We start from the raw sequence: 21,100 nt of genomic DNA, 5'->3' as shown, positions 1-21,100 counted from the left end.
CGATGTTTGGTAAATTAAGTTGGGAAGCAGTCCCATTCCACGAGCCGATCGTGATGGTGACCATCGCCATGATCGCCCTCGGTGGTCTGGCGCTGTTCGCTGCAATCACCTACTTCAAGAAGTGGACCTACTTGTGGACCGAGTGGTTGACCTCGGTTGACCACAAGAAAATCGGCGTGATGTACATCATCGTCGCCATGGTCATGCTGCTGCGCGGTTTTGCCGACGCCATCATGATGCGTACCCAGTTGGCCATGGCCACCGAGGGTTCGCCTGGCTACCTGCCACCTGAACACTATGACCAGATCTTCACCGCTCACGGTGTGATCATGATCATCTTCATGGCGATGCCATTCTTCACCGGCCTGATGAACCTTGCAGTGCCGCTGCAGATCGGCGCGCGTGACGTTGCGTTCCCGTTCCTGAACTCCCTGAGCTTCTGGCTGCTGGTATCCGGCGTAGTACTGATCAACCTGTCCCTGGGCGTCGGCGAATTCGCCAAGACCGGTTGGGTTGCCTATCCACCATTGTCGGGTCTGCAATACAGCCCTGGCGTGGGTATGGACTACTACATCTGGGCGCTACAGCTATCCGGGTTAGGTACGACGCTGACGGGGGTTAACTTCCTCGCGACCGTACTGAAAATGCGTACCCCAGGCATGAAACTGATGGACATGCCGATCTTCACCTGGACCTGCACCTGGGCAAACGTTCTGATCGTGGCTTCGTTCCCGATCCTGACCGCTACCCTGGCACTGCTGACCCTTGACCGTTACATGGATTTCCACATTTTCACCAATGAACTTGGTGGCAATCCAATGATGTACGTCAACCTGTTCTGGGCGTGGGGCCACCCTGAGGTTTACATCCTGATCCTGCCGGCATTCGGCATCTTCTCGGAAGTGATCTCGGCCTTCACCGGCAAGAAACTGTTCGGCCACCACTCGATGATCTACGCTTCGGGCGCGATCTCGGTACTGGGCTTCATGGTTTGGCTGCACCACTTCTTCACCATGGGTTCGGGTGCCAGCGTCAACGCCTTCTTCGGTCTGGCGACGATGCTGATTTCCATCCCGACGGGTGTGAAGCTATTCAACTGGCTGTTCACCATCTACCAGGGCCGTCTGCGCTTCACCAGCCAGGTTCTGTGGACTCTGGGTTTCATGGTGACCTTCGCCATCGGCGGCATGACCGGCGTACTGCTGGCCATCCCGGGTGCTGACTTCGTTCTGCACAACAGCCTGTTCGTGATCGCGCACTTCCACAACGTGATCATCGGCGGTGCGGTATTCGGTTACATCGCTGGTTTCGCGTTCTACTTCCCGAAAGCGTTCGGCTTCAAGCTGCACGAAGGCTGGGGTAAAGCAGCGTTCTGGTTCTGGATCTCGGGCTTCTTCGTCGCGTTCATGCCGCTCTATGCACTGGGCTTCATGGGCATGACCCGTCGTCTGAACGCCACCACCAACCCTGAGTGGGTACCGTACCTGTACGTTGCCATGTTCGGTGCGGTGATGATCGCTGTGGGTATTGCCTGCCAGCTGATCCAGCTCTATGTGAGCGTGCGTGACCGTAACAAGCCAGAGAACGTTTGCGATCACGGTGACCCGTGGAATGCACACACTCTGGAATGGTCGACCTCGTCGCCACCGCCGTTCTACAACTTTGCCGTGCTGCCAAAGGCTGACTGCATCGACCCGTTCACCGAAGCCAAGGAAAACGGTACTGCGTACCAGCGTCCGGCCAAGTACGAGCCGATCCACATGCCGAACAACACCGCCACTGGCGTGGTGATGGGCGCACTGTTGACCGTCTTCGGTTTCGCGATGATCTGGCACATCTGGTGGTTGGCGATCGCCAGCCTGGCCGGCACCGTCATCTACTTCGTGATCCACGCTGCACGTGACGACCAGGGCTATATGGTTCCGGTTGAAACGATCGAGCGTATCGAAGCCGAGCAGCACAAGCGTCTGGTCGCGGCAGGGAAAATCCCGGCCGGTGCCACCCGTGTTGAAACCTCGTTGGAACAGGCTTAAACCATGTCGAATTTAGTGACCAATGTTGGACACGCCCATGGTGACCATGGGCACGATGACCATCACCACGACTCGGGCGAGATGACCGTATACGGTTTCTGGCTCTACCTGATGACCGACTGCATTCTGTTTGCGTCGATCTTCGCGGTGTACGCAGTACTGGTAAACAACGTCGCCGGTGGCCCGTCGGGCCACGACATCTTCGAACTGCCATACGTGCTGGGCGAAACCGCTCTGCTGTTGTTCAGTTCGATCACCTACGGCTTCGCCATGCTGGCGTTGTACAAAGGTAAAAAGCAGCAGGTTCTGGGCTGGTTGTTCATGACCTTCCTGCTGGGCGCAGGCTTTATCGCCATGGAGATCAACGAGTTCCACCTGCTGATCTCCGAGGGCTTCGGTCCTAGCCGTTCGGGCTTCCTGTCCGCGTTCTTCACCCTGGTCGGTACCCACGGTCTGCACGTGTCGGCGGGTCTGATCTGGATGGGCATCATGATGTACCAGGTCAACAAGCACGGCCTGACGGCGACCAACAAGACCCGTCTGAGCTGCCTGAGCCTGTTCTGGCACTTCCTGGACGTGGTGTGGATCTGCGTATTCACCGTTGTTTACCTGATGGGGACTCTGTAATGGCTAATGCACACTCCCATGACAGCCATGATGCTGGCCACGGCAGCGCAAAGTCGTACGCCATTGGCTTCATCCTGTCGGTGATCCTGACCGTGATTCCTTTCGGTCTGGTGATGTACCCGAGCCTGCCGAAGGCCACCACGCTGGCAATTGTTCTGCTGTTCGCAGTGATCCAGGTGATCGTTCACCTGTATTACTTCCTGCACCTGGACCGTTCCATTGCTCAGCGTAACAACGTGATTGCATTCGTCTTCACGGCGATCGTGATCGTGCTGCTGGTTGGCCTGTCGTTGTGGATCATGTTCAGCATCCACACGTACATGATGGCGAAGTGAGGTAGACCCGATGTCGCTCAAGCACTTTATCCAAATCACCAAACCGGGGATCATTTTCGGTAACGTGCTTTCTGTGGCAGGCGGGTTCTTCCTGGCCTCGAAAGGGCATGTGGATCTGGCGGTGTTTCTGGCTGCCATGATCGGTACATCCCTGGTTGTTGCCTCCGGTTGCGTGTTCAACAACTGCATCGACCGCGACATCGACCTGAAGATGGAACGCACCAAGAACCGGGTGCTGGTGCAGGGCTTGATCTCCCTGAAACTGGCCCTGGTCTACGCGACCATCCTTGGTGTTCTCGGCGTTGCGTTGTTGTACAAGGTGGCCAATCCGTTGGCCGCTTTGTTCGCGGTCATCGGCTTCGTTATCTACGTCGGCTTCTACAGCCTGTACCTCAAGCGCAAGTCGGTTCACGGCACGCTGGTGGGCAGTCTGTCGGGCGCCATGCCGCCAGTGATCGGTTACGTTGCCGTAACCAACAGCTTCGACATGGCCGCGCTGACGTTGCTGGTGATGTTCAGCCTGTGGCAGATGCCGCATTCCTACGCCATCGCGATCTTCCGCTTCAACGATTACCTGGCCGCATCGATTCCGGTGCTGCCAGTGAAGCGCGGGATTCAAGTGGCCAAGAAGCACATCCTGCTCTACATCCTGGCCTTCCTCGTGGCGACCTTGATGCTGACCTTCAGCGGTTACGCCGGCATGAGCTACCTCGCCGTCGCCGCGGCCATGGGCATGTACTGGTTGTACATGGCCTGGACCGGCTACAAAGCGGTGGATGACACGGTCTGGGCACGCAAGCTGTTCGTGTTCTCGATCTTCACCATCACTGCGTTGAGCGTCATGATGTCCCTGGACTTCAAGGTGCCCGCAGAGCTGCTGCTGACGTACGCGCCGTAAGGCTCAAAGGCTTGAAGAAAAACCCCGCACATTGAGAGATGTGCGGGGTTTTTTGTTTATCTGGAGCCGGATTTGTTGATAGTCTGTCTGTAGGCGATTTGCCTATAGTTTGCACATGCGAACCGTATTCTTTGAAACAACGATATTTACCACAAGCGTTGGTCAGTACCTGACAGACGATGAGTACCGAGAACTGCAGGCTTATATGCAGGGCAATCCGTTGGCAGGCGATGTGATGCCCCGAACGGGTGGATTCAGAAAACTACGTTGGGCTGATGCTCGACGTGGCAAGGGCCGACGAGGCGGCTTGCGGGTCATCTATTATTGGCTTATGAATGATGGTCAGTTCTGGATGTTTGCAATTTACGACAAGGATGAGCTTGAGAATCTGACTGCCGAGCAAGAAAAGGCGCTCAAAAAAGCCATAGATAAAGAGTTGAAAACACGAGGTACCCCATGAAAAAACGCGACCTGTTTGCAGAGTTGATGCAGGGCGTTGATGAGATGGCGGCTCAACGCGAAGGAAAAATTACCCTGCGCAATACAGTGCTTGAGGACAAACCAGTCCCGGAAGTCGGAGCCCAAGAAATCGTGGCTTTGAGAGAAAAGTTACATATGTCTCAAGCCGTCTTTGCCAAGCGAATCAGGGCGAGTCCCAGCACTCTGAGAAACTGGGAGCAGGAAAAGTCAAAGCCAAATGCTCAAGCTGCTTTGTTGATCCGTTTGGTTGAAAAATTCCCTGACATGGTTGACCGCCTGAGCGCCGTTTAACGACAAAGTCATTTAAATTTAAAGCCCCATTACTTCGAAAGAGGTGTGGGGCTTTTGTTTTCCGTGACTGCGGGTTGCGGCGCAGTAACAAACCCCCTAGATTTGGATCCAACCATGACAGTGATAGCTCCTTGCCATTTGCGGTTGCCCATCTGTCTTAACCTGCGGTTCTGCATGTACTGATCATAAGGCTGGGCGAAATGACTGAGAGGATGACCTGCGACGAGCGTTTTATTGCCCTGGCCCAAGAGCTGAACTACGACATTTATGGTGAGAACACCGCCGGCGGCAATTACGCGCCGCTGATCCGTCATCATGATGAGCTGTACATCAGCGGCATGGTGCCACGCACTAACGGCAAGATTCAGTATCCGGGTCGCGTCGGACTGGAGCTGACCCTCAAGGATGCGCAAGCCGCCGCGAGCATCAGTGCGATGCGTTGCCTGGCGCTGATCGTCGATGCGGTGGGTTCGCTGGACAAGATCAAGGCATTGCTGCGGGTGACGGTGTATGTGAAGTCGACGCCGGACTTCGTTGACCTGAGCGAAGTGGCCAACGGTGCCTCGGACGTGTTCAGTCATGTGCTCGGCGATGCCGGCCGGCACACGCGCACCACAGTTGGCGTGTATCAGTTGCCGAAGAACGCGGCGATTGAAGTCGACATGATCGTGGCGTTGCATCCTTCGGCTTGAGGTTGGTTTAGCGGCTTGCCCTCACCCTAGCCCTCTCCCAGAGGGAGAGGGGACCGACCGAGGTGTCTTGCGCTATACATCGACCTGAGAGACCGAGGCGATTGTGGATTCGGCGCAGTACTTTCATTTCGGTGCATCTCTTGAATATCTCCCGATCGGCTCCCTCTCCCTCGGGAGAGGGCTGGGGTGAGGGGCGAGGATTTTCGCCTTCTTACAAATCCCAAGCCGGACAACAAAAAGCCCCGCACTGAATCTCAGCGCGGGGCTTTTTCGTACAGCGGCCGCGCTATTACTGCGCGGCGATGCTGTACCCATCAAACGCGGTCTGCTGTTGCAGCGCAGTGATGATGTTCTTGCGGTTTACCGCCTGTTCGGTACCCGCGTTGTCGACAAAGACTTCGCTTTCCAGTTCCGCTTCCTCACCTTCACCGACGAAGGTGAAACCGAGGAACTCCAGCGCTGCACGGTCAACGTTCAGGCGCGAGCGTGGCGTGCGCAGTGGCAAGGTCACGCTGATGCCGTCCTTGCTGATGGTGAAGATTTCGACTTCTTTCTTTTTCGCAGCCTTGCTCTTGCCGCCGCTCGGATTGCTGATCGCCTGGTGGGTCTGGTTCAGCACTTTCAGCGCGAGGCCGTAAACGATTTCCTGGAACGCCGGATCGTCCTTGAAGCTGGACAGGATGCGGCCGATCGAGAACTTGCTGCTGAGGTCTTCAAGGGCGGCGAGGTCGGCGGCTTCGGCGTCTTTCAGTGCCTTGAGTTCGCCCATCAGCTCGTAGGCCTTGTCATCATCGAAGCTGTCGTGAGCCTGACGGATCGCCGCGCGCAGCTCGCGGATCTGGTCGCTTTCGCGGGTCGACTGGAACGCATCCAGGACCATCTCGCTGATGATTTTGGCTTGTGGCAGGTGTTGTGAAAGATTGATGGAGTTTTCGTATTCCGCTTTGGACGATTCGGTGACTACGGATTCAGCGGTGTTGAAATCGGACATTGAAATTTCACTACTTTTTAACTTGAGTGGAGATGAGAAAGCCGCGGGCTTTTTCAGGCCGACTAATTTAGGGGAGCGCGGCGGCGTTGTCACGGAGCAACGGTCTGCCGGTCGAGTTTTTTCCCACAGTGCGTTATTTCAGGCGCGGCCGTTCCATGGCAATCACCGAGGTCTGAAAACCCAGGCTGGCAAAAAATGCCTCTGCGCCCTCGCGCCCGGCACGCAGCACCCACGTGATATCCGGGTTGTCGCCCATGATGTGCTCGACCAGTGCGCGGCCAATCCCCTCACGTCGATGCTGGTCATCGACCACCACCATCGACAGGTAACCGTTGGACAAACCGTCGCTGATCCCGCGAGCGAAGCCGATGATCTGCTCACCCTGGATGGCGACGGCGGTGCGCTGAGAGTTGTCGATCAACTGGGCGAAGTGTTCAGCTGAGCCGGTGCGATGGGCCCAGCCATGCTGCCCGAGAAACTGCCTCACCGATTGCGTTTCGGCGGGCAATAAATCGCGTACGTTGAATGTGTTGTTCATCTGCTGTTCGGGTCCTTGTCAGCGATTCTTCATGGGTGGCCGGTGCAGGCGACGTCAGGATTTCCCCCACCGCTGCATCACAAACTCTACGAAACGACGCAGTTTCGGCAAGCGATAGCGATCCGGCGCATACAGCAGATGCATCGGTCGGCTGGGGGGCTGGAAATCGGCGATCACTTTCACCAGTCGGCCTTCACGCAGGTCCTGTTCCACCAGCGCATCCGGCAGCATCACGATGCCCATGCCGGTGCGGGCAGCCTGATGCAACCCGGCGGAGCTGTTGATCAGCATAGGCCCGCTGACGTCGACCATGATTTCCCCGTCGGGGCCGCTGAGGCGCCAGCGCTTTTCCACCGATTGCCAGTCGTCACCGGCGGGATAGGCAAACGACAGGCAATCGTGATGCTGCAAGTCTTCCGGCGTTTTCGGCATGCCGCGCCGCGCGACGTATTGCGGCGAGGCGCACGCGGTCAGGGTGTAGTCGATCAAGGGCCGGGCGATCAGGTTGGACTGATCGAAATTGCCCAGCCGAAACGCCACATCCAGGCCGCTTTCCAGTAGATCGGGACGGCTGTTGGTCAGCACCACATCGAGTTTGACCTGCGGGTACAGCAGGGAAAACTCACTGAGCGCCGGGGCCAGCCGTTCGACGCCGAACGTCAGCGGCGCGGTGAGGCGCAGCATGCCCCTGGGTTGATCGAGGGTCTGCTCGGCGAGGCGTTCGGAATCGGCGACCAATCCCAACACTTCCAGACAACGCTGGTAGTAAACGCTGCCGAATTCGGTGAGCCGTTGACGTCGAGTGGTGCGTTGCAGCAGTTGCACGCCCAGCCGTTTTTCCAGCGCGCGCAGGTGATTGCCAACCATGGTCGTCGACATATCACACTGCAGCGCGGCCGCCGTCATGCTCCCGGTTTCGACGACTTTGACGTACACGCTCATCGACTGGAACAGGTCCATTATCAAGCTCGGCTTTTAAATGAATGAAGTTTTGCCGAGTTTATCCAGTTTCGGTGGCTAACCATACTGCCAGCACACCGACCTGCACTGGAGTTTGAAGTCATGACCGTCGCCCTGATGAACACCTACCAACCGCTGGCCCTGAGTTTCACCAAGGGCCTGGGCACTCGCCTGTGGGATCAGGCCGGTCGCGAGTATCTGGATGCGGTGGCCGGTGTCGCGGTGACCAATGTCGGCCACTCGCACCCGCGGATCGTTTCGGCGATCAGCGAGCAGGCGGGATTGCTGCTGCACACGTCGAATCTGTACAGCATCGACTGGCAGCAGCAACTGGCGAAACGGCTGACCGAGCTGTCGGGTATGGATCGGGCGTTCTTCAATAATTCGGGGGCCGAAGCCAATGAAACGGCGCTGAAACTTGCGCGTTTGTACGGCTGGCGCAAAGGCATCGAACAACCGCTGGTGGTGGTCATGGCCAACGCGTTCCACGGACGCACACTCGGCACCTTGTCGGCCAGCGATGGCCCGGCAGTGCGCCTGGGTTTCAATGAGTTGCCGGGGGATTTCATCAAAGTGCCATTTGGTGATCTCGCAGCGCTGGAGCAGCTGCAGCAAAAGCACGGCGAGCGCATCGTCGCGATTCTGGTCGAGCCAATCCAGGGCGAAAGCGGTGTGCGGCTCGCGCCGCCGGGTTACCTGAAAGCCCTGCGTGAACTGTGCAATCGCCATGCGTGGCTATTGATGCTCGATGAAATCCAGACCGGCATCGGCCGTACTGGCCGCTGGTTCGCGTTTCAACATGAAGGCATTGTCCCGGACGTCATGACACTGGCAAAAGGACTGGGCAACGGCGTTCCGATCGGCGCGTGCCTGGCGCGGGGCCGGGCGGCGGATCTGTTCACCCCAGGCAGCCATGGCAGCACCTTTGGCGGCAATCCACTGGCGTGTCGGGTCGGTTGTACGGTGCTGGATATCATCGAAGAGCAGGGCCTGCTGGAAAACGCCCGGATTCAGGGTGAACGGCTCTTAACTCGTTTGAGCGCAGAGCTGGCGGACAATCCCAATGTGCTGGCGATTCGTGGTCAGGGCTTGATGATTGGTATCGAGCTGAAACAACCGGTGCGTGATCTGACCCTGATCGCCGCGCGGGATCATGGACTGTTGATCAACGTCACGCGGGGCAAGACGATACGGCTGCTGCCACCGCTGACGATTGATGAGCGGGAGGTGGAGATGATTGTCAGAGGTGTGGGGCGAGCACTGATAGCGCATTGACGGCTTGTAAGTAGCACTGTGGGAGCGAGCCTGCTCGCGAAGGCGGACTATCGTTCGACATCTCTGCTGGATGATCGATCGCTTTCGCGAGCAGGCTCGCTCCCACATGTTCGGTGTAGACCTTAGTCCGGATAATCCGCCAGATCCGGCGCCAGCATCCGTGTCTTCGCCTTGCCATTCGAATTGTGCTGAATGATCTCGCGCGGCTGCCCCTGCTTATTGAAAAACACCTGACCGATCCCCGCCGAATTCCATAAGCGTTCACCTGCCTCAGCATGTTCCGGCGTGTACGGCACGATGCGCATGCGTCGGCGTTTGGTGAACCAGTTCAGCGGGGAGCGTGGCGAGTAGAGCCAGCGGTTGAGGCGGTCGAACCATTCCAGCAGGGTTTTCGGAAACTCGTTCTTGATCCCGCTGCTGGTGATTTGCCAGATTCGCGGGCCGGCCTTGCGGTGGCGGATAAGCACTTCGTAGACGAAGGAATAATGCACATCGCCGGACAGCACCACGTAGTTGCCCGGTGTGCGCGAGTGGCGGAAAATATTCAGGATCACTTGCGCGGCACCGCGATGGGCCATCCAGTTTTCCGCGTCGACCAGCAGCGGAAAACCGCACCAACTGAAGACCTTTTGCACCGTTTCAATCAGCTTCACGCCGAAGATCGGCGCCGGGGACACGATGATCGCTGACGGATGATCAAGCAGCTCCTGTTGCAGTTCGCTCAGCGCCTCCCAATCGAGCAGGCCCGACGGTTGCTTGAGCGCCATCTCACTGCGCCAGCGCCGGGTCCGGGTATCGATGACCACCAGCGCCGGGCTGGTCGGCAGGACGAAATGCCATTGCTGAAAGCGCAGCAAATCATCGATCAGAGCATCCTGCACCGAGCTGTCGAGGTATTGATCATCACCGCTGGCGCTAAGGCTCAGGGTTTTCCCCAGCACCTCCTTGAACACATCGGGATTATTACCCCAGCCCTGACACAACATATAGGCGATCAGCGCATTGCCGATGATGCGTTTGGAGAACGGATGGCCGTAGGCCGTTTCCTCCCATTGCGCAGACAGGTTCCAGTCATCGGTGATGTCGTGATCGTCGAAAATCATCAGGCTCGGCAGATGCGCCAGCGCGCGGGCGACGTTGCCCAATCCAGCCTTGAAGGCATCGATGCGAGTCTGTTCGAGGGTGTAGCGCTTGAGGCGTTCGGGCGTCAGTAAGGGCGCTTGCGGATTGATCAGCGACCAGGCCGTCGGTGACCACACCAGCAGATACATCGCCATGACTTCGGCGAACGTCACCAGATGATTGTCAGCACTGCTGCTGGTGAAAATCGGCTTACGCGCACCGCCGAAAAATCGCTCGCGCAATGTCTCGTTGCTCTCCAGCGCGGGTAACAAATCCGCACGGTGGTAGTAACTGGCCGGGTGTTCATAAAGCTTCGCGCTGTCGCTGACCACGGCGCCTTCGAGGTGTTCGTCGAACAGGCCGAGACGTTCGATCAAGGCATGAATCGCCCGCAACATCGGGCCGGCCACGTCGTCGGCGTAGACCTGATCGCCGCTCATCATCAACAGCGCCGGGCGTTGTTGCGGATCGGTTTCCGTCGCGAGCAATTGGTCGACGCAAAGCAAACCATCCGTCGCCGGGTGATGCGGCTTGCGGCAAGAGCCGTGCAGCAGTTGATCGATCCGCGAGCGCAGGACGAAGTTCGGACTGGTTGCATCGCCGTACAGCAGATGCGCCGCCCAGTCGGCGATTCCGGATGTGCTATCGATCAGCAGGTCATAGTCGATACGTGTATCGCAGGGCAGGGCGTTGTCGAGAGAAACATCGATGAGATGAACAAACGCCTCGCGGCCTACGGGAATGACCGTGCATTTCCCGGCATCGAGAGGAATGTCTCCTACACCTTGCAGGCGCAAGGTCAGCGCCAATGGCCGCGTGCTGACCAGCCACATGACCACGCGCGTTGGCTCCAGCCGTCGCAGCAGCGGGCCGGCCAGGACAGGAGGCAGCGGGATCAGGTTAGCGGGTGTCGAAGACATCGAGGGCAAAGCTCAAGGCGCACAGGCCGGCGATCATAGCGCAGCCGGCGCCTTGAACCCTTAAATAAGCCTTAAGAGTCGGCTTTTTGCAGTTTCAGCGCCAACAAACGCCATTGCGCAGGCATCGCGTCCACTCGCGGCTGCTCTTGCACGGAGCAATCGAAACGGTAGGTGACATCGTCGCCGTTCATGTTGCGCGCGGTGACGGTGTTGTTGAAGGTGTAGACCTGATCCTTGAAGCGATGGCTGACCAGCGCTTTGCTGTCAGCAAAACGCGCCGAAGCGGGGAAGCGCAACGTGCTGGTCACAAACGGGCTGCACATGACATACGCAATCATCGACTTGTCGGCCTGGGCGTCGCCGCGCAATTTCTTGTTCAGCGCTGCCAGGGCCATGCGACCGTCATAGTCGCTTTGATCCAGCACGGTCTGTAGTCCGATTGATTTCGGCGCCCGGCCGGCGTAGTTCGGCAACAGTGCGGAGTCGGCAGGAGAGGGCTTGTCGTCCGGCTCGATGGCAGCAAAAACCGGCGCATCCTTCAGATCGGCGGCGGGTGTGACTGCCTCGGCTTCAGGCAATAGAGAGGTCGGCTCGCCGACTTGCGTATTTTCGGCCTGCGGCGCTGCGTAGTCATGCGACGAAGGAAACAACGACAACGTGATCGACAGCACTACCATCGCCACAATGAAACCACCCGCTGCGCCAACGATGTTGCCGTAGAAAATATTCCAGCTGCCACGGTTCTTGACCACCCAGCGCCACATGAACCCCCAAACCGCGACAATCGCCAGAAAACGCAGAAACTCCATTTGATCCTTTCCTTAAACCTTCCAAACCTGAAATTAACGCACGCCCAAGGTGAACGCCGACGATGGGCGGCAAGATAACAAAACACACGTGTAATACCAGTGACGAGAGCGGCGCTCAGTGAAAATTAAGCGCGAAAAACGCCAGCGTCGTCACACCAGCAGCCAGCCCACAGATACCTGCGAAAAGTTGCCGGGCCAATGGATGCTCTGGCTGAGGACGCCTGACCAGCCACATCCAGACACCCGCCAGCACGCCGAACGTGGTGATTATTTGCAACACGCTACTGGCCAGGTTCTCCGGCGAAGGAGGCACGTGCGCCGGGAAAAGGCCTGAGCAGACCACCGAAAAAATCATCGCTACGATAAAGCCGCTGGCAGCACCCGCCAGGTTGGCGAGGATCAGGTTCCAGGCACCACGGGTCTGCACCACCCAAGCCCAAACGGCTGCCCAGACGAAAAAGTACAACACGGCCATCAAGGTGTTTCTCCCTCTGAAAATTGGCTCCATCGAGGCGTTGGCGACCTCGTTACTGGCAGTGGACGGCAAGATAGCAAAATAGTAGCGTCGCGCCACTGCCCATCTCCGTAACGGACTACCCATGCCAGTCAGTACCCATTGCTTGCGCCTGCTCTGCGCAATCACACTCGCCGCTGCAATGACCCCAGCATTCGCCGCCGTGCAAGAGCATCCGGAAAACAGCTGGAAGTATTACGCCGGCAACTGCCAACGAGTGCTGGAGAAAATGGCCGACGTGCAGAGCGGTCGAACCACGGCCTATGACGTGATGTTTGCCCTGGAAAGCAACCTGCAGACCATGAATGAACAGCGCTCGAACCTGACGCCCAATCACCTCGGCTCCCGGGAATTTGCGCAATGCGAAAACGTCGCGGGTCAGGCTGAAGCGATGATCGCCCAAGGCAAAGCCGAGTTCGCCGCGAAAATGCAAGGTGCTGCGGAGGAAGGCCGCATCGCCCACCAGAACTCCCCGGCCTACCAACGCGCCCGCGCCCTCGGCTACAGCGACGTCGGTGATATATCTTTCCTGAAACTGCACGAAGACACCGACGGCGAAGCACGCCTGAAAACCATGCTGATCACCGTCGACGAAATCTGCGGCCAATACTTCCGCGCCACGCAATACTTGAAGCCGTATGTCATCTATACGGTTAGGCCTTCGGATGGCGGTTGCGGTGAGGTAAAGCGCGTGGCGATCATGGGCGGCCGAGCGGTGGAGAAGGGCGATTACATTGATGAGAAGGGCGAGTTTCAGTATCTGGGCTGGAAAAAGCTTGTTGGCGCAGATGGCTTCCCGACCGATATCCGCGTGCTGAAAGCCCGTCGTTGAACCAAAGAAATACCGGGATGTTTTCTTGAGGATGAGGATGGACAGATGATCGACTTCAACAACAAAGGCTTCTTCAAACTCAAGCAGAACGATGAGTACGCCGAACGCGTAAGCGCGCTGTTGCTGGACGGCGAGGAAGTGATCGACTCTTACAAGGCCATGCGTGACGGCGTGGTGTTTACCAACAAACGCATCATCGCGGTCAACGTTCAGGGGATTACCGGCAGCAAGAAGGATTTCACATCCTTGCCGTACAAGAACATCGTCGCCTACTCCGTGGAAACCTCGGGAACGTTCGATCTGGATTCGGAGCTGGAGATTTACTTCTCGTCACTGGGGAAAGTGAAGTTTGAGTTCACCGGGAAGACCTCGATGGTGGAGATTTCCAAGTACATCTCGAAGCATCTGCTGTAACGGCTGTAGTGTTTTTTTGAAGAATTTTATGGAGGTGGTATGAGTATTGGAAGCTGTCGAGGCGAGGAACGCAAAAGGAAGATCGTGGCTGAATATGATATCCGCCCACTGTTCCACATAAAAATGATTGAAGGGCAAGATGTTCTTGAAGGCTGCTGTGGGAAAGTCTCGGATCGTTACTACCATTTCGAGGCTACCTCCAAGGTTACCAAGGACGTTGAAAGCTTTGTGGTTGGATATGACTGCGCGGAACAATTGCTGGATATGGCAGGGCTAGAGTATCTGCCGCTGTTTAATCCGCTAAGTCATAAGGGGAGCGGAAGTGGGAGTGGTGGCTCACAACAAGTCAAAAGCGGGGTAAATGGCAAGGTATCCATGGCGCCTCTTAATAAAGAGTTGTCGGACGCGATTCATCTGCTTTGTATGTCTTGGAAAGGCGTGCCCCGCGGTCGCTTGCTAAGCTCTCTGGATTTTATTAGAAGGCTCCCGGGAATACCCACGAAGAACTTTTCAATTGTCGGATTAAATGAAGTAATCGCTAAAGACATTCGCCAGAGGACCCTTGCTCAAATGATTGATGATTTGAGGAAACAAAGTCCGGGGTTGCGCAGTTTTGAGTTCCCGCTGATGCAGCAGGTTTTAGTCATGGAAAAAAAGGTTAGCCTGCTCTCATAGAGGGTAGAAAGTCGCATCTCTGTGCATCAGTACTGTTGTTCAGTTGGAGAAAGTCGTCACAGTATGTCTTTCAGATAGCCCTTCAGCGCGAGGAGCGGCGCGTCAAGTTGCTCCAGCGATTGAGCCTCTCCGAGTTCAGTCTTCAACTTGTGCAGTTCGCGTCCCAAGGGTTTGTCGACTCCGCCCAAAGCGTTCATCGCGAGCCCCAGGCATTCATTCACTTTGAACTGAATGGTCTCGACATCTCCGCGCCGCACCAGCAATTCGAACACGTCTTTCTGATAATCCCCCATGACCATGTCGTCCCGCAAAATCGGGCTCGAGCCTTCTTCCTCATAAGCGAGTTTGAGGGAGAAAAGGGCGACTGTTTCCAGTGACGTTTCCATGGGGTGCCTCTAGCGACGTCCGTCAGTGTGAGAGTTGATGCCTGGATGCAACCACCGTTAGGTGCAAGATTCGCTGGGCTACTTTCAGAGGGGCGTGATTATACGGAGAGGGATCTGCAAGTGCAGCCAAAAGGCGAAGGTGGGCACGCTGAAGCCGATCAATAACCTTCACGGGATTGAGCGGCATTTCCATCGGAGGCCGGCGAGTATTATGGTGAACCTTCACATACTCGACGTTAACTGTTGGATACGAATGGAGTGACGACCATGGAATACGACGACAAACTGATGGAAGACGCCGTGCTTGCCCTGTTGGCAGCACTCAGTTCCGACGACGGCAATGCCTGGAAAGGGTTCGACTTCGAGATCATGAACCGATTGCATGAGCAGGGTTTCATCAGTAACCCAGTGAACAGGAACAAGTCGGTCTGGTTGACGGAGGAGGGGCTGGAGCGAGGTCGAGCGATAGCGGAGCGGTTGTTTGGGGGAAGTGCTCAGGCTGAGCCTGCAACCGACTCCGACACCTGAGTCCGTGCAATGTCACGTGCGAGCCGCGCGGTGGTGAGCTTTCAGCATTGCGCGTCCACTTTCCGGCAGACGAAAAAAAAGGCCTTGCTAAGCAAGACCTTTCTTAATTTTGGTGCCCCGAGGGAGACTCGAACTCCCACTCCTTTCGAAAACGGATTTTGAATCCGCCGCGTCTACCAATTCCGCCATCAGGGCTCAATGGCGGCGAAGTATAGAGATGAGATTACCGTCGGTCAATCAGGTACATAGAGAATTTTCGATATTTCCGCTAGACTTTCCGGCCCTGCTAGACGAACCCCATCATGCGCGTTGCTGACTTTACTTTCGAGCTCCCTGATTCGCTGATCGCCCGCCACCCTTTGGCCGAGCGTCGCGGTAGTCGCCTGCTGACCCTTGACGGGCCGAGCGGCGCCCTTGCACACCGTCAATTCACTGATTTGCTTGAGCATTTGCGCCCGGGCGATTTGATGGTGTTCAACAATACCCGGGTGATTCCGGCGCGGCTGTTCGGGCAGAAAGCCTCGGGCGGCAAGCTGGAAATCCTTGTTGAGCGGGTGCTCGATACGCATCGCGTGCTGGCCCATGTGCGCTCCAGCAAGTCGCCGAAGCCGGGTTCGAAGATTCTTATCGACGGTGGTGGCGAAGCCGAAATGCTTGCGCGTCACGATGCGTTGTTCGAGCTGTGCTTCGCTGAAGAAGTGTTGCCGCTGCTCGATCGCGTCGGGCACATGCCGTTGCCTCCTTATATAGACCGCCCGGACGAAGGCTCGGATCGCGAGCGTTATCAGACCGTGTACGCCGAGAAACTCGGGGCGGTGGCGGCGCCGACGGCGGGGCTGCATTTCGATCAGTCGCTGATGGAAGCGATTGCGGCCAAGGGCGTCGAGACCACATTCGTTACGTTGCACGTGGGCGCGGGGACGTTCCAGCCGGTGCGCGTCGAGAAGCTTGAAGATCACCACATGCACACTGAGTGGCTGGAAGTCGGCCAGGACGTGGTCGATGCGGTCGCAGCGTGCCGTGCGCGCGGTGGTCGGGTGATTGCGGTCGGTACCACCAGCGTGCGTTCGCTGGAAAGTGCCGCGCGCGATGGCGTGCTCAAGCCGTTCAGTGGCGACACCGATATCTTTATCTTCCCGGGCCGGCCGTTCCATGTGGTCGACGCCCTGGTGACCAATTTCCATTTGCCGGAATCGACGCTGTTGATGCTGGTTTCGGCATTTGCCGGTTATCCCGAGACCATGGCGGCCTACAAGGCTGCCGTCGACAACGGTTACCGCTTTTTCAGCTACGGTGATGCGATGTTCATCACCCGTAATCCCGCACCGACTGCCCCTGAACAAACAGGCCCAGAGGAAACAGAATGAGTCGCGAATGTCGCATGTCCTTTGAACTTCTGGCCACCGATGGCAAGGCCCGGCGTGGTCGCCTGACCTTCCCGCGTGGCACCGTCGAGACCCCGGCGTTCATGCCGGTGGGCACTTACGGCACGGTCAAGGGCATGTTGCCGCGTGACATCGTTGCCACCGGTGCAGAAATCATTCTGGGCAACACCTTCCATCTGTGGCTGCGCCCTGGCACTCAAGTGATCAAGGAGCACGGCGACCTGCACGATTTCATGCAGTGGAAAGGCCCGATCCTCACTGATTCCGGTGGTTTCCAGGTGTTCAGCCTCGGCGCGATGCGCAAGATCAAGGAGGAGGGCGTGACCTTCGCCTCCCCGGTCGACGGCGCCAAAGTGTTCATGGGCCCGGAAGAATCGATGCAGGTGCAGCGCGATCTCGGCTCCGACATCGTGATGATCTTCGACGAATGCACGCCGTACCCGGCTGACGAAGATGTCGCGCGCGTATCGATGGAATTGTCGCTGCGCTGGGCTCAGCGCTCGAAAAATGCTCACGGTGAAAACACTGCGGCGCTGTTCGGTATCGTTCAGGGCGGCATGCACCAGGATCTGCGCATGCGCTCGCTCGAAGGCCTCGACAAGATCGGCTTTGATGGCCTGGCCATTGGCGGTCTGTCGGTGGGCGAGCCGAAGCACGAAATGATCAAAGTGCTGGATTATCTGCCGGGCATGATGCCGGCTGACAAACCTCGTTACCTTATGGGCGTTGGCAAACCGGAAGATCTGGTTGAGGGTGTGCGCCGCGGTGTGGACATGTTCGATTGCGTGATGCCAACCCGTAATGCCCGCAATGGGCATCTGTTCATTGATACCGGCGTGCTGAAGATCCGTAACGCGTTCCATCGCCATGATGAATCGCCGCTGGATCCGACCTGCGATTGCTATACCTGCCAGAACTTCTCCCGCGCTTATCTGCATCACCTGGACAAGTGCGGCGAAATGCTGGGAAGCATGCTCAATACCATCCATAACTTGCGCCATTATCAGGTGCTGATGGCTGGTTTGCGCGAGGCTATTCAACAGGGTACATTGGCCGCCTTTGTCGATGCCTTCTACGCCAAACGCGGGCTCCCCGTTCCGCCTTTGGACTGAGTTTTCTGACCCCAAGATTCAACATTTGCAACTGGAGTGCTAAATGAGCTTTTTTATCTCTAACGCCATGGCTGACGCGGCTGCACCGGCTGCTGCCGGCCCAATGGGCGGCGGTTTCGAGTGGATTTTCCTGGTCGGCTTCCTGGTCATCTTCTACCTGATGATCTGGCGTCCACAGGCCAAGCGCGCCAAAGAGCAGAAGAACCTGCTGAGCAGCCTGCAGAAGGGCGACGAAGTGGTTACCACCGGCGGTATCGCTGGCAAGATCACCAAAGTGGCCGATGACTTCGTGGTTCTGGAAGTTTCCGACACCGTGGAAATGAAGTTCCAGAAAGGCGCCATCGCCGCCACGCTGCCAAAAGGCACGCTGAAAGCGATCTGAAGCAACAACTTCTACTCAATCGACGGGGCGCGCAAGGCGCCCCGCGTTCATAACGGGCGGCGTGATGCTGAACAAATATCCTCTGTGGAAATACATTCTGATCCTGGCGGTGCTGGCGATCGGTCTGATTTATTCCGCTCCGAATCTATACCCCGATGACCCGGCCATTCAGGTCAGCGGTGCAAGCACTGCGCTGCAAGTCAATCAGGCTGATCTGGATCGTGTGAGCACTGCGCTCAAGGAGTCCGGGATCAACGTCAAGGCAGCCACGCTGGCCGCCAACGGCAAGGGCGGTCTGATCCGTCTGAGCAAGGCTGAAGACCAGCTGCCGGCCAAAGACGTTGTGCGCAAGGCGTTGGGTGATGACTACGTCGTCGCGCTGAACCTGGCACAGACCACCCCGCAATGGCTGCGCAATCTGGGCGCGCACCCGATGAAGCTGGGTCTGGACTTGTCCGGTGGTGTGCACTTCCTGCTGGAAGTGGACATGGACAAAGCCCTCGATGCACGCCTGAAAGTCTACGAAGGCGACGTCAAGAGCCTGCTGCGCAAAGAGAAACTGCGTTATCGCAGCCTGCCGCAACTGGGCGGTGCCATTCAGTTGGGCTTCAGTGATGAAGATTCCCGCGAACAGGCCCGTGCACTGATCCGCAAGAACTTCAACGATTTCGACATTGTTCCGGCCGACCTCAATGGTCAACCGGTGCTGCGTCTGGCGATGACCCCGGCCAAGCTGGCGGAAATCCGTGAATACTCCATCAAGCAGAACTTGACCACGGTACGTAACCGCGTCAACGAGCTGGGTGTTGCCGAACCGATCGTCCAGCGTCAGGGCGCCAACCGCATTGTGGTTGAGCTGCCGGGCGTGCAGGACACTGCCGAAGCCAAGCGTATTCTCGGCAAGACGGCCAACCTTGAGTTCCGTCTGGCTGCTGAGCCGGGCGCTTCGAAAGCCACTTCCGAAACCTTCGAGTTCCGTGAAGGCAATCGTCCGCCAGCACAGATCGAGCGTGGTCTGATCATCACCGGTGATCAGGTGACCGACGCCAAGGCCGGTTTCGGCGAGCACGGCACGCCTGAAGTGAACATCCGTCTGGATGGTCACGGTGGCGAGTTGATGAGCCGCGCAACCCGTTCGAACGTTGGTCGCAGCATGGCGGTGATCTTCATCGAACAGCGTCCGGTTACCACTTACACCAAGCAAGTGGTTGATGGCGTCGAGAAAGACGTTGCGGTGCAAACGTTCAAAGAAGAGAAGAAGATCATCAGCCTGGCGACCATTCAGTCGCCGCTGGGTGCTCAGTTCCGCATCACTGGCCTGAACGGTCAGGGCGAGTCGTCCGAACTGGCGCTGCTGCTGCGTGCCGGTGGTCTGGCTGCACCGATGTACTTCGCTGAAGAGCGCACCATCGGCCCGAGCCTGGGTGCTGACAACATCACCAAAGGTATCGATGCGTCGCTGTGGGGCATGCTGTTCGTGTCGCTGTTCATCATCGCCATCTACCGCTTCTTCGGCATCATCGCTACCGTTGCTTTGGCGGTGAACATGGTGCTGCTGCTGGCCCTGATGTCGTTGCTGGGTGCAACGCTGACCCTGCCGGGTATCGCCGGTATCGTATTGACCATGGGTATGGCGGTCGACGCCAACGTGCTGATCTTCTCGCGGATTCGTGAAGAGATCGCCGCCGGCATGACCGTGCAGCGTGCAATCAACGAAGGCTTCGGCCGGGCATTCACCGCGATTCTCGATGCCAACCTGACTACGTTGTTGGTCGGCGGGATTCTCTTTGCCATGGGCACCGGCCCGGTCAAAGGTTTCGCAGTGACCATGTCCCTCGGGATCTTTACCTCGATGTTCACGGCCATCATGGTGACCCGCGCAATGGTCAACCTGATCTTCGGCGGACGTGACTTCAAGAAGTTGTGGATTTAAGGGGCTGCCATGTTACGTACAATCAACTTCATGGGCGTTCGCAACTTCGCGTTCGGCGTCACAGTGTTTCTCACGTTGCTGGCTATGTTCAGTGTCGTGACCAAGGGTATGAACTGGGGCCTGGACTTCACCGGCGGTACGCTCATCGAGCTGACCTACGAGCGTCCGGCCGACGTTACCAAGGTGCGTGAGCAACTGGCGACGTCGGGTTACCACGAAGCAATCGTGCAGAGCTTCGGTGCGACTACCGATCTGCTGGTGCGCATGCCGGGTGAAGACCCGCAACTGGGCCATCAGGTGGCGGAAGCGCTGCTGAAGGTCGGCGGCGACAACCCGGCGACGGTCAAGCGTGTCGAGTTCGTCGGCCCGCAGGTCGGTGAAGAACTGCGCGACCAGGGCGGCCTCGGCATGCTGCTGGCGCTCGGCGGTATCCTGATCTACCTGGCTTTCCGCTTTCAGTGGAAGTTCGCGGTCGGTGCCATCGTTTCGCTGATTCACGACGTGATCGTGACCATCGGCATCCTGTCGTACTTCCAGATCACTTTCGATCTGACCGTGCTGGCGGCGGTGCTGGCAATCATCGGTTACTCGCTGAACGACACCATCGTGGTATTCGACCGGGTTCGTGAGAACTTCCGTGTGCTGCGCAAGGCAACGCTGATCGAGAACATCAATATCTCGACCACGCAGACCCTGCTGCGCACCATGGCGACGTCGATCTCCACCTTGCTGGCGATCGCGGCGCTGCTGTTCTTCGGCGGTGACAACCTGTTCGGCTTCTCGATCGCGCTGTTTATCGGTGTTCTGGCGGGTACTTACTCGTCGATCTACATCGCTAACGTGGTGCTGATCTGGCTGAACCTGACTACCGAGGATCTGATTCCTCCGGCCAACACCGAGAAGGAAGTCGACGACCGTCCATAACGGCCATCGTTTTCCCGGCTGTCAGCCCAAGAAAGGCGCGAGTT

At 57.5% G+C, this 21,100-nt stretch carries 24 protein-coding genes and 1 tRNA gene; 17 read left to right on the top strand and 8 right to left on the bottom strand.

Translation table 11 applies throughout. The features are described from left to right. The first annotated feature begins 2 nt into the window (after positions 1-2). The 7 genes from cyoB to QOM10_RS23975 all read left to right on the top strand — a co-directional run bounded on the left by cyoB (position 3) and on the right by QOM10_RS23975 (position 5,356). A complete protein-coding gene (gene cyoB / locus QOM10_RS24005; RefSeq protein WP_007916945.1) occupies positions 3-2,033 on the top strand; it encodes a cytochrome o ubiquinol oxidase subunit I in 2,031 nt (676 codons plus the stop codon). Between the two features lie 3 nt (positions 2,034-2,036). Continuing rightward, positions 2,037-2,660: a cytochrome o ubiquinol oxidase subunit III gene (cyoC, locus tag QOM10_RS24000; RefSeq protein WP_003227982.1), complete on the top strand. Its 624-nt coding sequence runs from the start codon at positions 2,037-2,039 to the stop codon at positions 2,658-2,660. After that, on the top strand, positions 2,660-2,995 hold the full coding sequence (gene cyoD, locus QOM10_RS23995; RefSeq protein WP_127929689.1) for a cytochrome o ubiquinol oxidase subunit IV: 336 nt from the start codon (positions 2,660-2,662) through the stop codon (positions 2,993-2,995). Before cyoC ends, cyoD begins: the two co-directional genes overlap by 1 nt. A 10-nt stretch (positions 2,996-3,005) precedes the next feature. Next, positions 3,006-3,893, top strand: a complete 888-nt coding sequence (gene cyoE / locus QOM10_RS23990) for a heme o synthase (RefSeq protein WP_053123579.1) — start codon at positions 3,006-3,008, stop codon at positions 3,891-3,893. A gap of 115 nt (positions 3,894-4,008) precedes the next feature. Next, complete coding sequence (locus QOM10_RS23985; RefSeq protein WP_127929688.1) at positions 4,009-4,353, top strand: toxin; 345 nt, start codon at positions 4,009-4,011, stop codon at positions 4,351-4,353. After that, positions 4,350-4,664 carry a helix-turn-helix domain-containing protein gene (locus QOM10_RS23980; protein ID WP_127929687.1) on the top strand — a complete coding sequence of 105 codons (315 nt, stop codon included), beginning with the start codon at positions 4,350-4,352 and terminating at the stop codon, positions 4,662-4,664. The genes QOM10_RS23985 and QOM10_RS23980 overlap by 4 nt, the downstream gene beginning before the upstream one ends. A 200-nt stretch (positions 4,665-4,864) precedes the next feature. After that, entirely contained in the window at positions 4,865-5,356 is a 492-nt protein-coding gene (locus QOM10_RS23975) for a RidA family protein (RefSeq protein WP_007916938.1), read from the top strand. 289 nt (positions 5,357-5,645) lie between these two features. Here QOM10_RS23975 and QOM10_RS23970 read toward each other — a convergent pair whose 3' ends face one another. The 3 genes from QOM10_RS23970 to QOM10_RS23960 form a co-directional block, all read right to left on the bottom strand. Next, the gene (locus QOM10_RS23970; RefSeq protein ID WP_007949995.1) at positions 5,646-6,347 is read right to left on the bottom strand and encodes a hypothetical protein; all 702 of its coding nucleotides are present in this window, start codon (positions 6,345-6,347) and stop codon (positions 5,646-5,648) included. Positions 6,348-6,480: 133 nt separating this feature from the next. Next, complete coding sequence (locus QOM10_RS23965; RefSeq protein WP_316917064.1) at positions 6,481-6,885, bottom strand: GNAT family N-acetyltransferase; 405 nt, start codon at positions 6,883-6,885, stop codon at positions 6,481-6,483. A gap of 54 nt (positions 6,886-6,939) precedes the next feature. Beyond that, entirely contained in the window at positions 6,940-7,845 is a 906-nt protein-coding gene (locus tag QOM10_RS23960) for a LysR family transcriptional regulator (RefSeq protein WP_127929684.1), read from the bottom strand. Positions 7,846-7,947: 102 nt separating this feature from the next. Between QOM10_RS23960 and QOM10_RS23955 the strand changes: the two genes are divergently transcribed. Further along, complete coding sequence (locus QOM10_RS23955) at positions 7,948-9,120, top strand: aspartate aminotransferase family protein (protein WP_316917063.1); 1,173 nt, start codon at positions 7,948-7,950, stop codon at positions 9,118-9,120. 122 nt (positions 9,121-9,242) lie between these two features. Here the strand turns inward: QOM10_RS23955 and QOM10_RS23950 are convergent, their stop codons facing one another. The 3 genes from QOM10_RS23950 to QOM10_RS23940 all read right to left on the bottom strand — a co-directional run bounded on the left by QOM10_RS23950 (position 9,243) and on the right by QOM10_RS23940 (position 12,545). Then, complete coding sequence (locus tag QOM10_RS23950) at positions 9,243-11,162, bottom strand: alkaline phosphatase D family protein (RefSeq protein ID WP_316917062.1); 1,920 nt, start codon at positions 11,160-11,162, stop codon at positions 9,243-9,245. Positions 11,163-11,233: 71 nt separating this feature from the next. After that, positions 11,234-11,971, bottom strand: a complete 738-nt coding sequence (locus QOM10_RS23945) for a hypothetical protein (RefSeq protein ID WP_316917061.1) — start codon at positions 11,969-11,971, stop codon at positions 11,234-11,236. Positions 11,972-12,086: 115 nt separating this feature from the next. After that, positions 12,087-12,545 carry a hypothetical protein gene (locus tag QOM10_RS23940; RefSeq protein ID WP_316917060.1) on the bottom strand — a complete coding sequence of 153 codons (459 nt, stop codon included), beginning with the start codon at positions 12,543-12,545 and terminating at the stop codon, positions 12,087-12,089. Between the two features lie 25 nt (positions 12,546-12,570). Between QOM10_RS23940 and QOM10_RS23935 the strand changes: the two genes are divergently transcribed. The 3 genes from QOM10_RS23935 to QOM10_RS23925 are packed head-to-tail and all read left to right on the top strand — an operon-like array spanning position 12,571 to position 14,406. Continuing rightward, positions 12,571-13,317 carry a hypothetical protein gene (locus tag QOM10_RS23935; protein WP_316917059.1) on the top strand — a complete coding sequence of 249 codons (747 nt, stop codon included), beginning with the start codon at positions 12,571-12,573 and terminating at the stop codon, positions 13,315-13,317. Between the two features lie 45 nt (positions 13,318-13,362). Then, on the top strand, positions 13,363-13,731 hold the full coding sequence (locus QOM10_RS23930) for a PH domain-containing protein (protein ID WP_034156100.1): 369 nt from the start codon (positions 13,363-13,365) through the stop codon (positions 13,729-13,731). A gap of 39 nt (positions 13,732-13,770) precedes the next feature. Further along, the gene (locus QOM10_RS23925; RefSeq protein WP_316917058.1) at positions 13,771-14,406 is read left to right on the top strand and encodes a hypothetical protein; all 636 of its coding nucleotides are present in this window, start codon (positions 13,771-13,773) and stop codon (positions 14,404-14,406) included. Positions 14,407-14,462: 56 nt separating this feature from the next. Here the strand turns inward: QOM10_RS23925 and QOM10_RS23920 are convergent, their stop codons facing one another. After that, positions 14,463-14,792, bottom strand: coding sequence for a hypothetical protein (locus tag QOM10_RS23920; protein ID WP_316917057.1), 330 nt, complete (start codon positions 14,790-14,792; stop codon positions 14,463-14,465). 267 nt (positions 14,793-15,059) lie between these two features. Between QOM10_RS23920 and QOM10_RS23915 the strand changes: the two genes are divergently transcribed. Next, complete coding sequence (locus tag QOM10_RS23915) at positions 15,060-15,320, top strand: DUF6429 family protein (RefSeq protein ID WP_150750452.1); 261 nt, start codon at positions 15,060-15,062, stop codon at positions 15,318-15,320. Positions 15,321-15,430: 110 nt separating this feature from the next. Here the strand turns inward: QOM10_RS23915 and QOM10_RS23910 are convergent. Next, positions 15,431-15,515, bottom strand: a tRNA-Leu gene (locus QOM10_RS23910). A 107-nt stretch (positions 15,516-15,622) separates the two neighbouring features. Between QOM10_RS23910 and queA the strand changes: the two genes are divergently transcribed. The 5 genes from queA (at position 15,623) to secF (ending at position 21,056) form a co-directional block, all read left to right on the top strand. After that, positions 15,623-16,687 (top strand): tRNA preQ1(34) S-adenosylmethionine ribosyltransferase-isomerase QueA, encoded by a 1,065-nt coding sequence (queA, locus tag QOM10_RS23905; RefSeq protein WP_137218383.1) that lies wholly within the window; start codon positions 15,623-15,625, stop codon positions 16,685-16,687. Positions 16,688-16,701: 14 nt separating this feature from the next. Continuing rightward, positions 16,702-17,817 carry a tRNA guanosine(34) transglycosylase Tgt gene (gene tgt, locus QOM10_RS23900; protein ID WP_163004798.1) on the top strand — a complete coding sequence of 372 codons (1,116 nt, stop codon included), beginning with the start codon at positions 16,702-16,704 and terminating at the stop codon, positions 17,815-17,817. Between the two features lie 43 nt (positions 17,818-17,860). Continuing rightward, a complete protein-coding gene (yajC, locus tag QOM10_RS23895; protein ID WP_007916913.1) occupies positions 17,861-18,199 on the top strand; it encodes a preprotein translocase subunit YajC in 339 nt (112 codons plus the stop codon). Between the two features lie 64 nt (positions 18,200-18,263). Then, positions 18,264-20,132 (top strand): protein translocase subunit SecD, encoded by a 1,869-nt coding sequence (gene secD / locus QOM10_RS23890; protein WP_007916911.1) that lies wholly within the window; start codon positions 18,264-18,266, stop codon positions 20,130-20,132. Between the two features lie 9 nt (positions 20,133-20,141). Next, complete coding sequence (gene secF, locus QOM10_RS23885) at positions 20,142-21,056, top strand: protein translocase subunit SecF (protein WP_095123431.1); 915 nt, start codon at positions 20,142-20,144, stop codon at positions 21,054-21,056. Positions 21,057-21,100 lie beyond the last annotated feature (44 nt).

The sequence above is a fragment of the Pseudomonas sp. P108 genome, assembly GCF_032613195.1.
Lineage (GTDB): Bacteria > Pseudomonadota > Gammaproteobacteria > Pseudomonadales > Pseudomonadaceae > Aquipseudomonas.
This window is presented reverse-complemented; position numbering and strand designations above follow the sequence as displayed.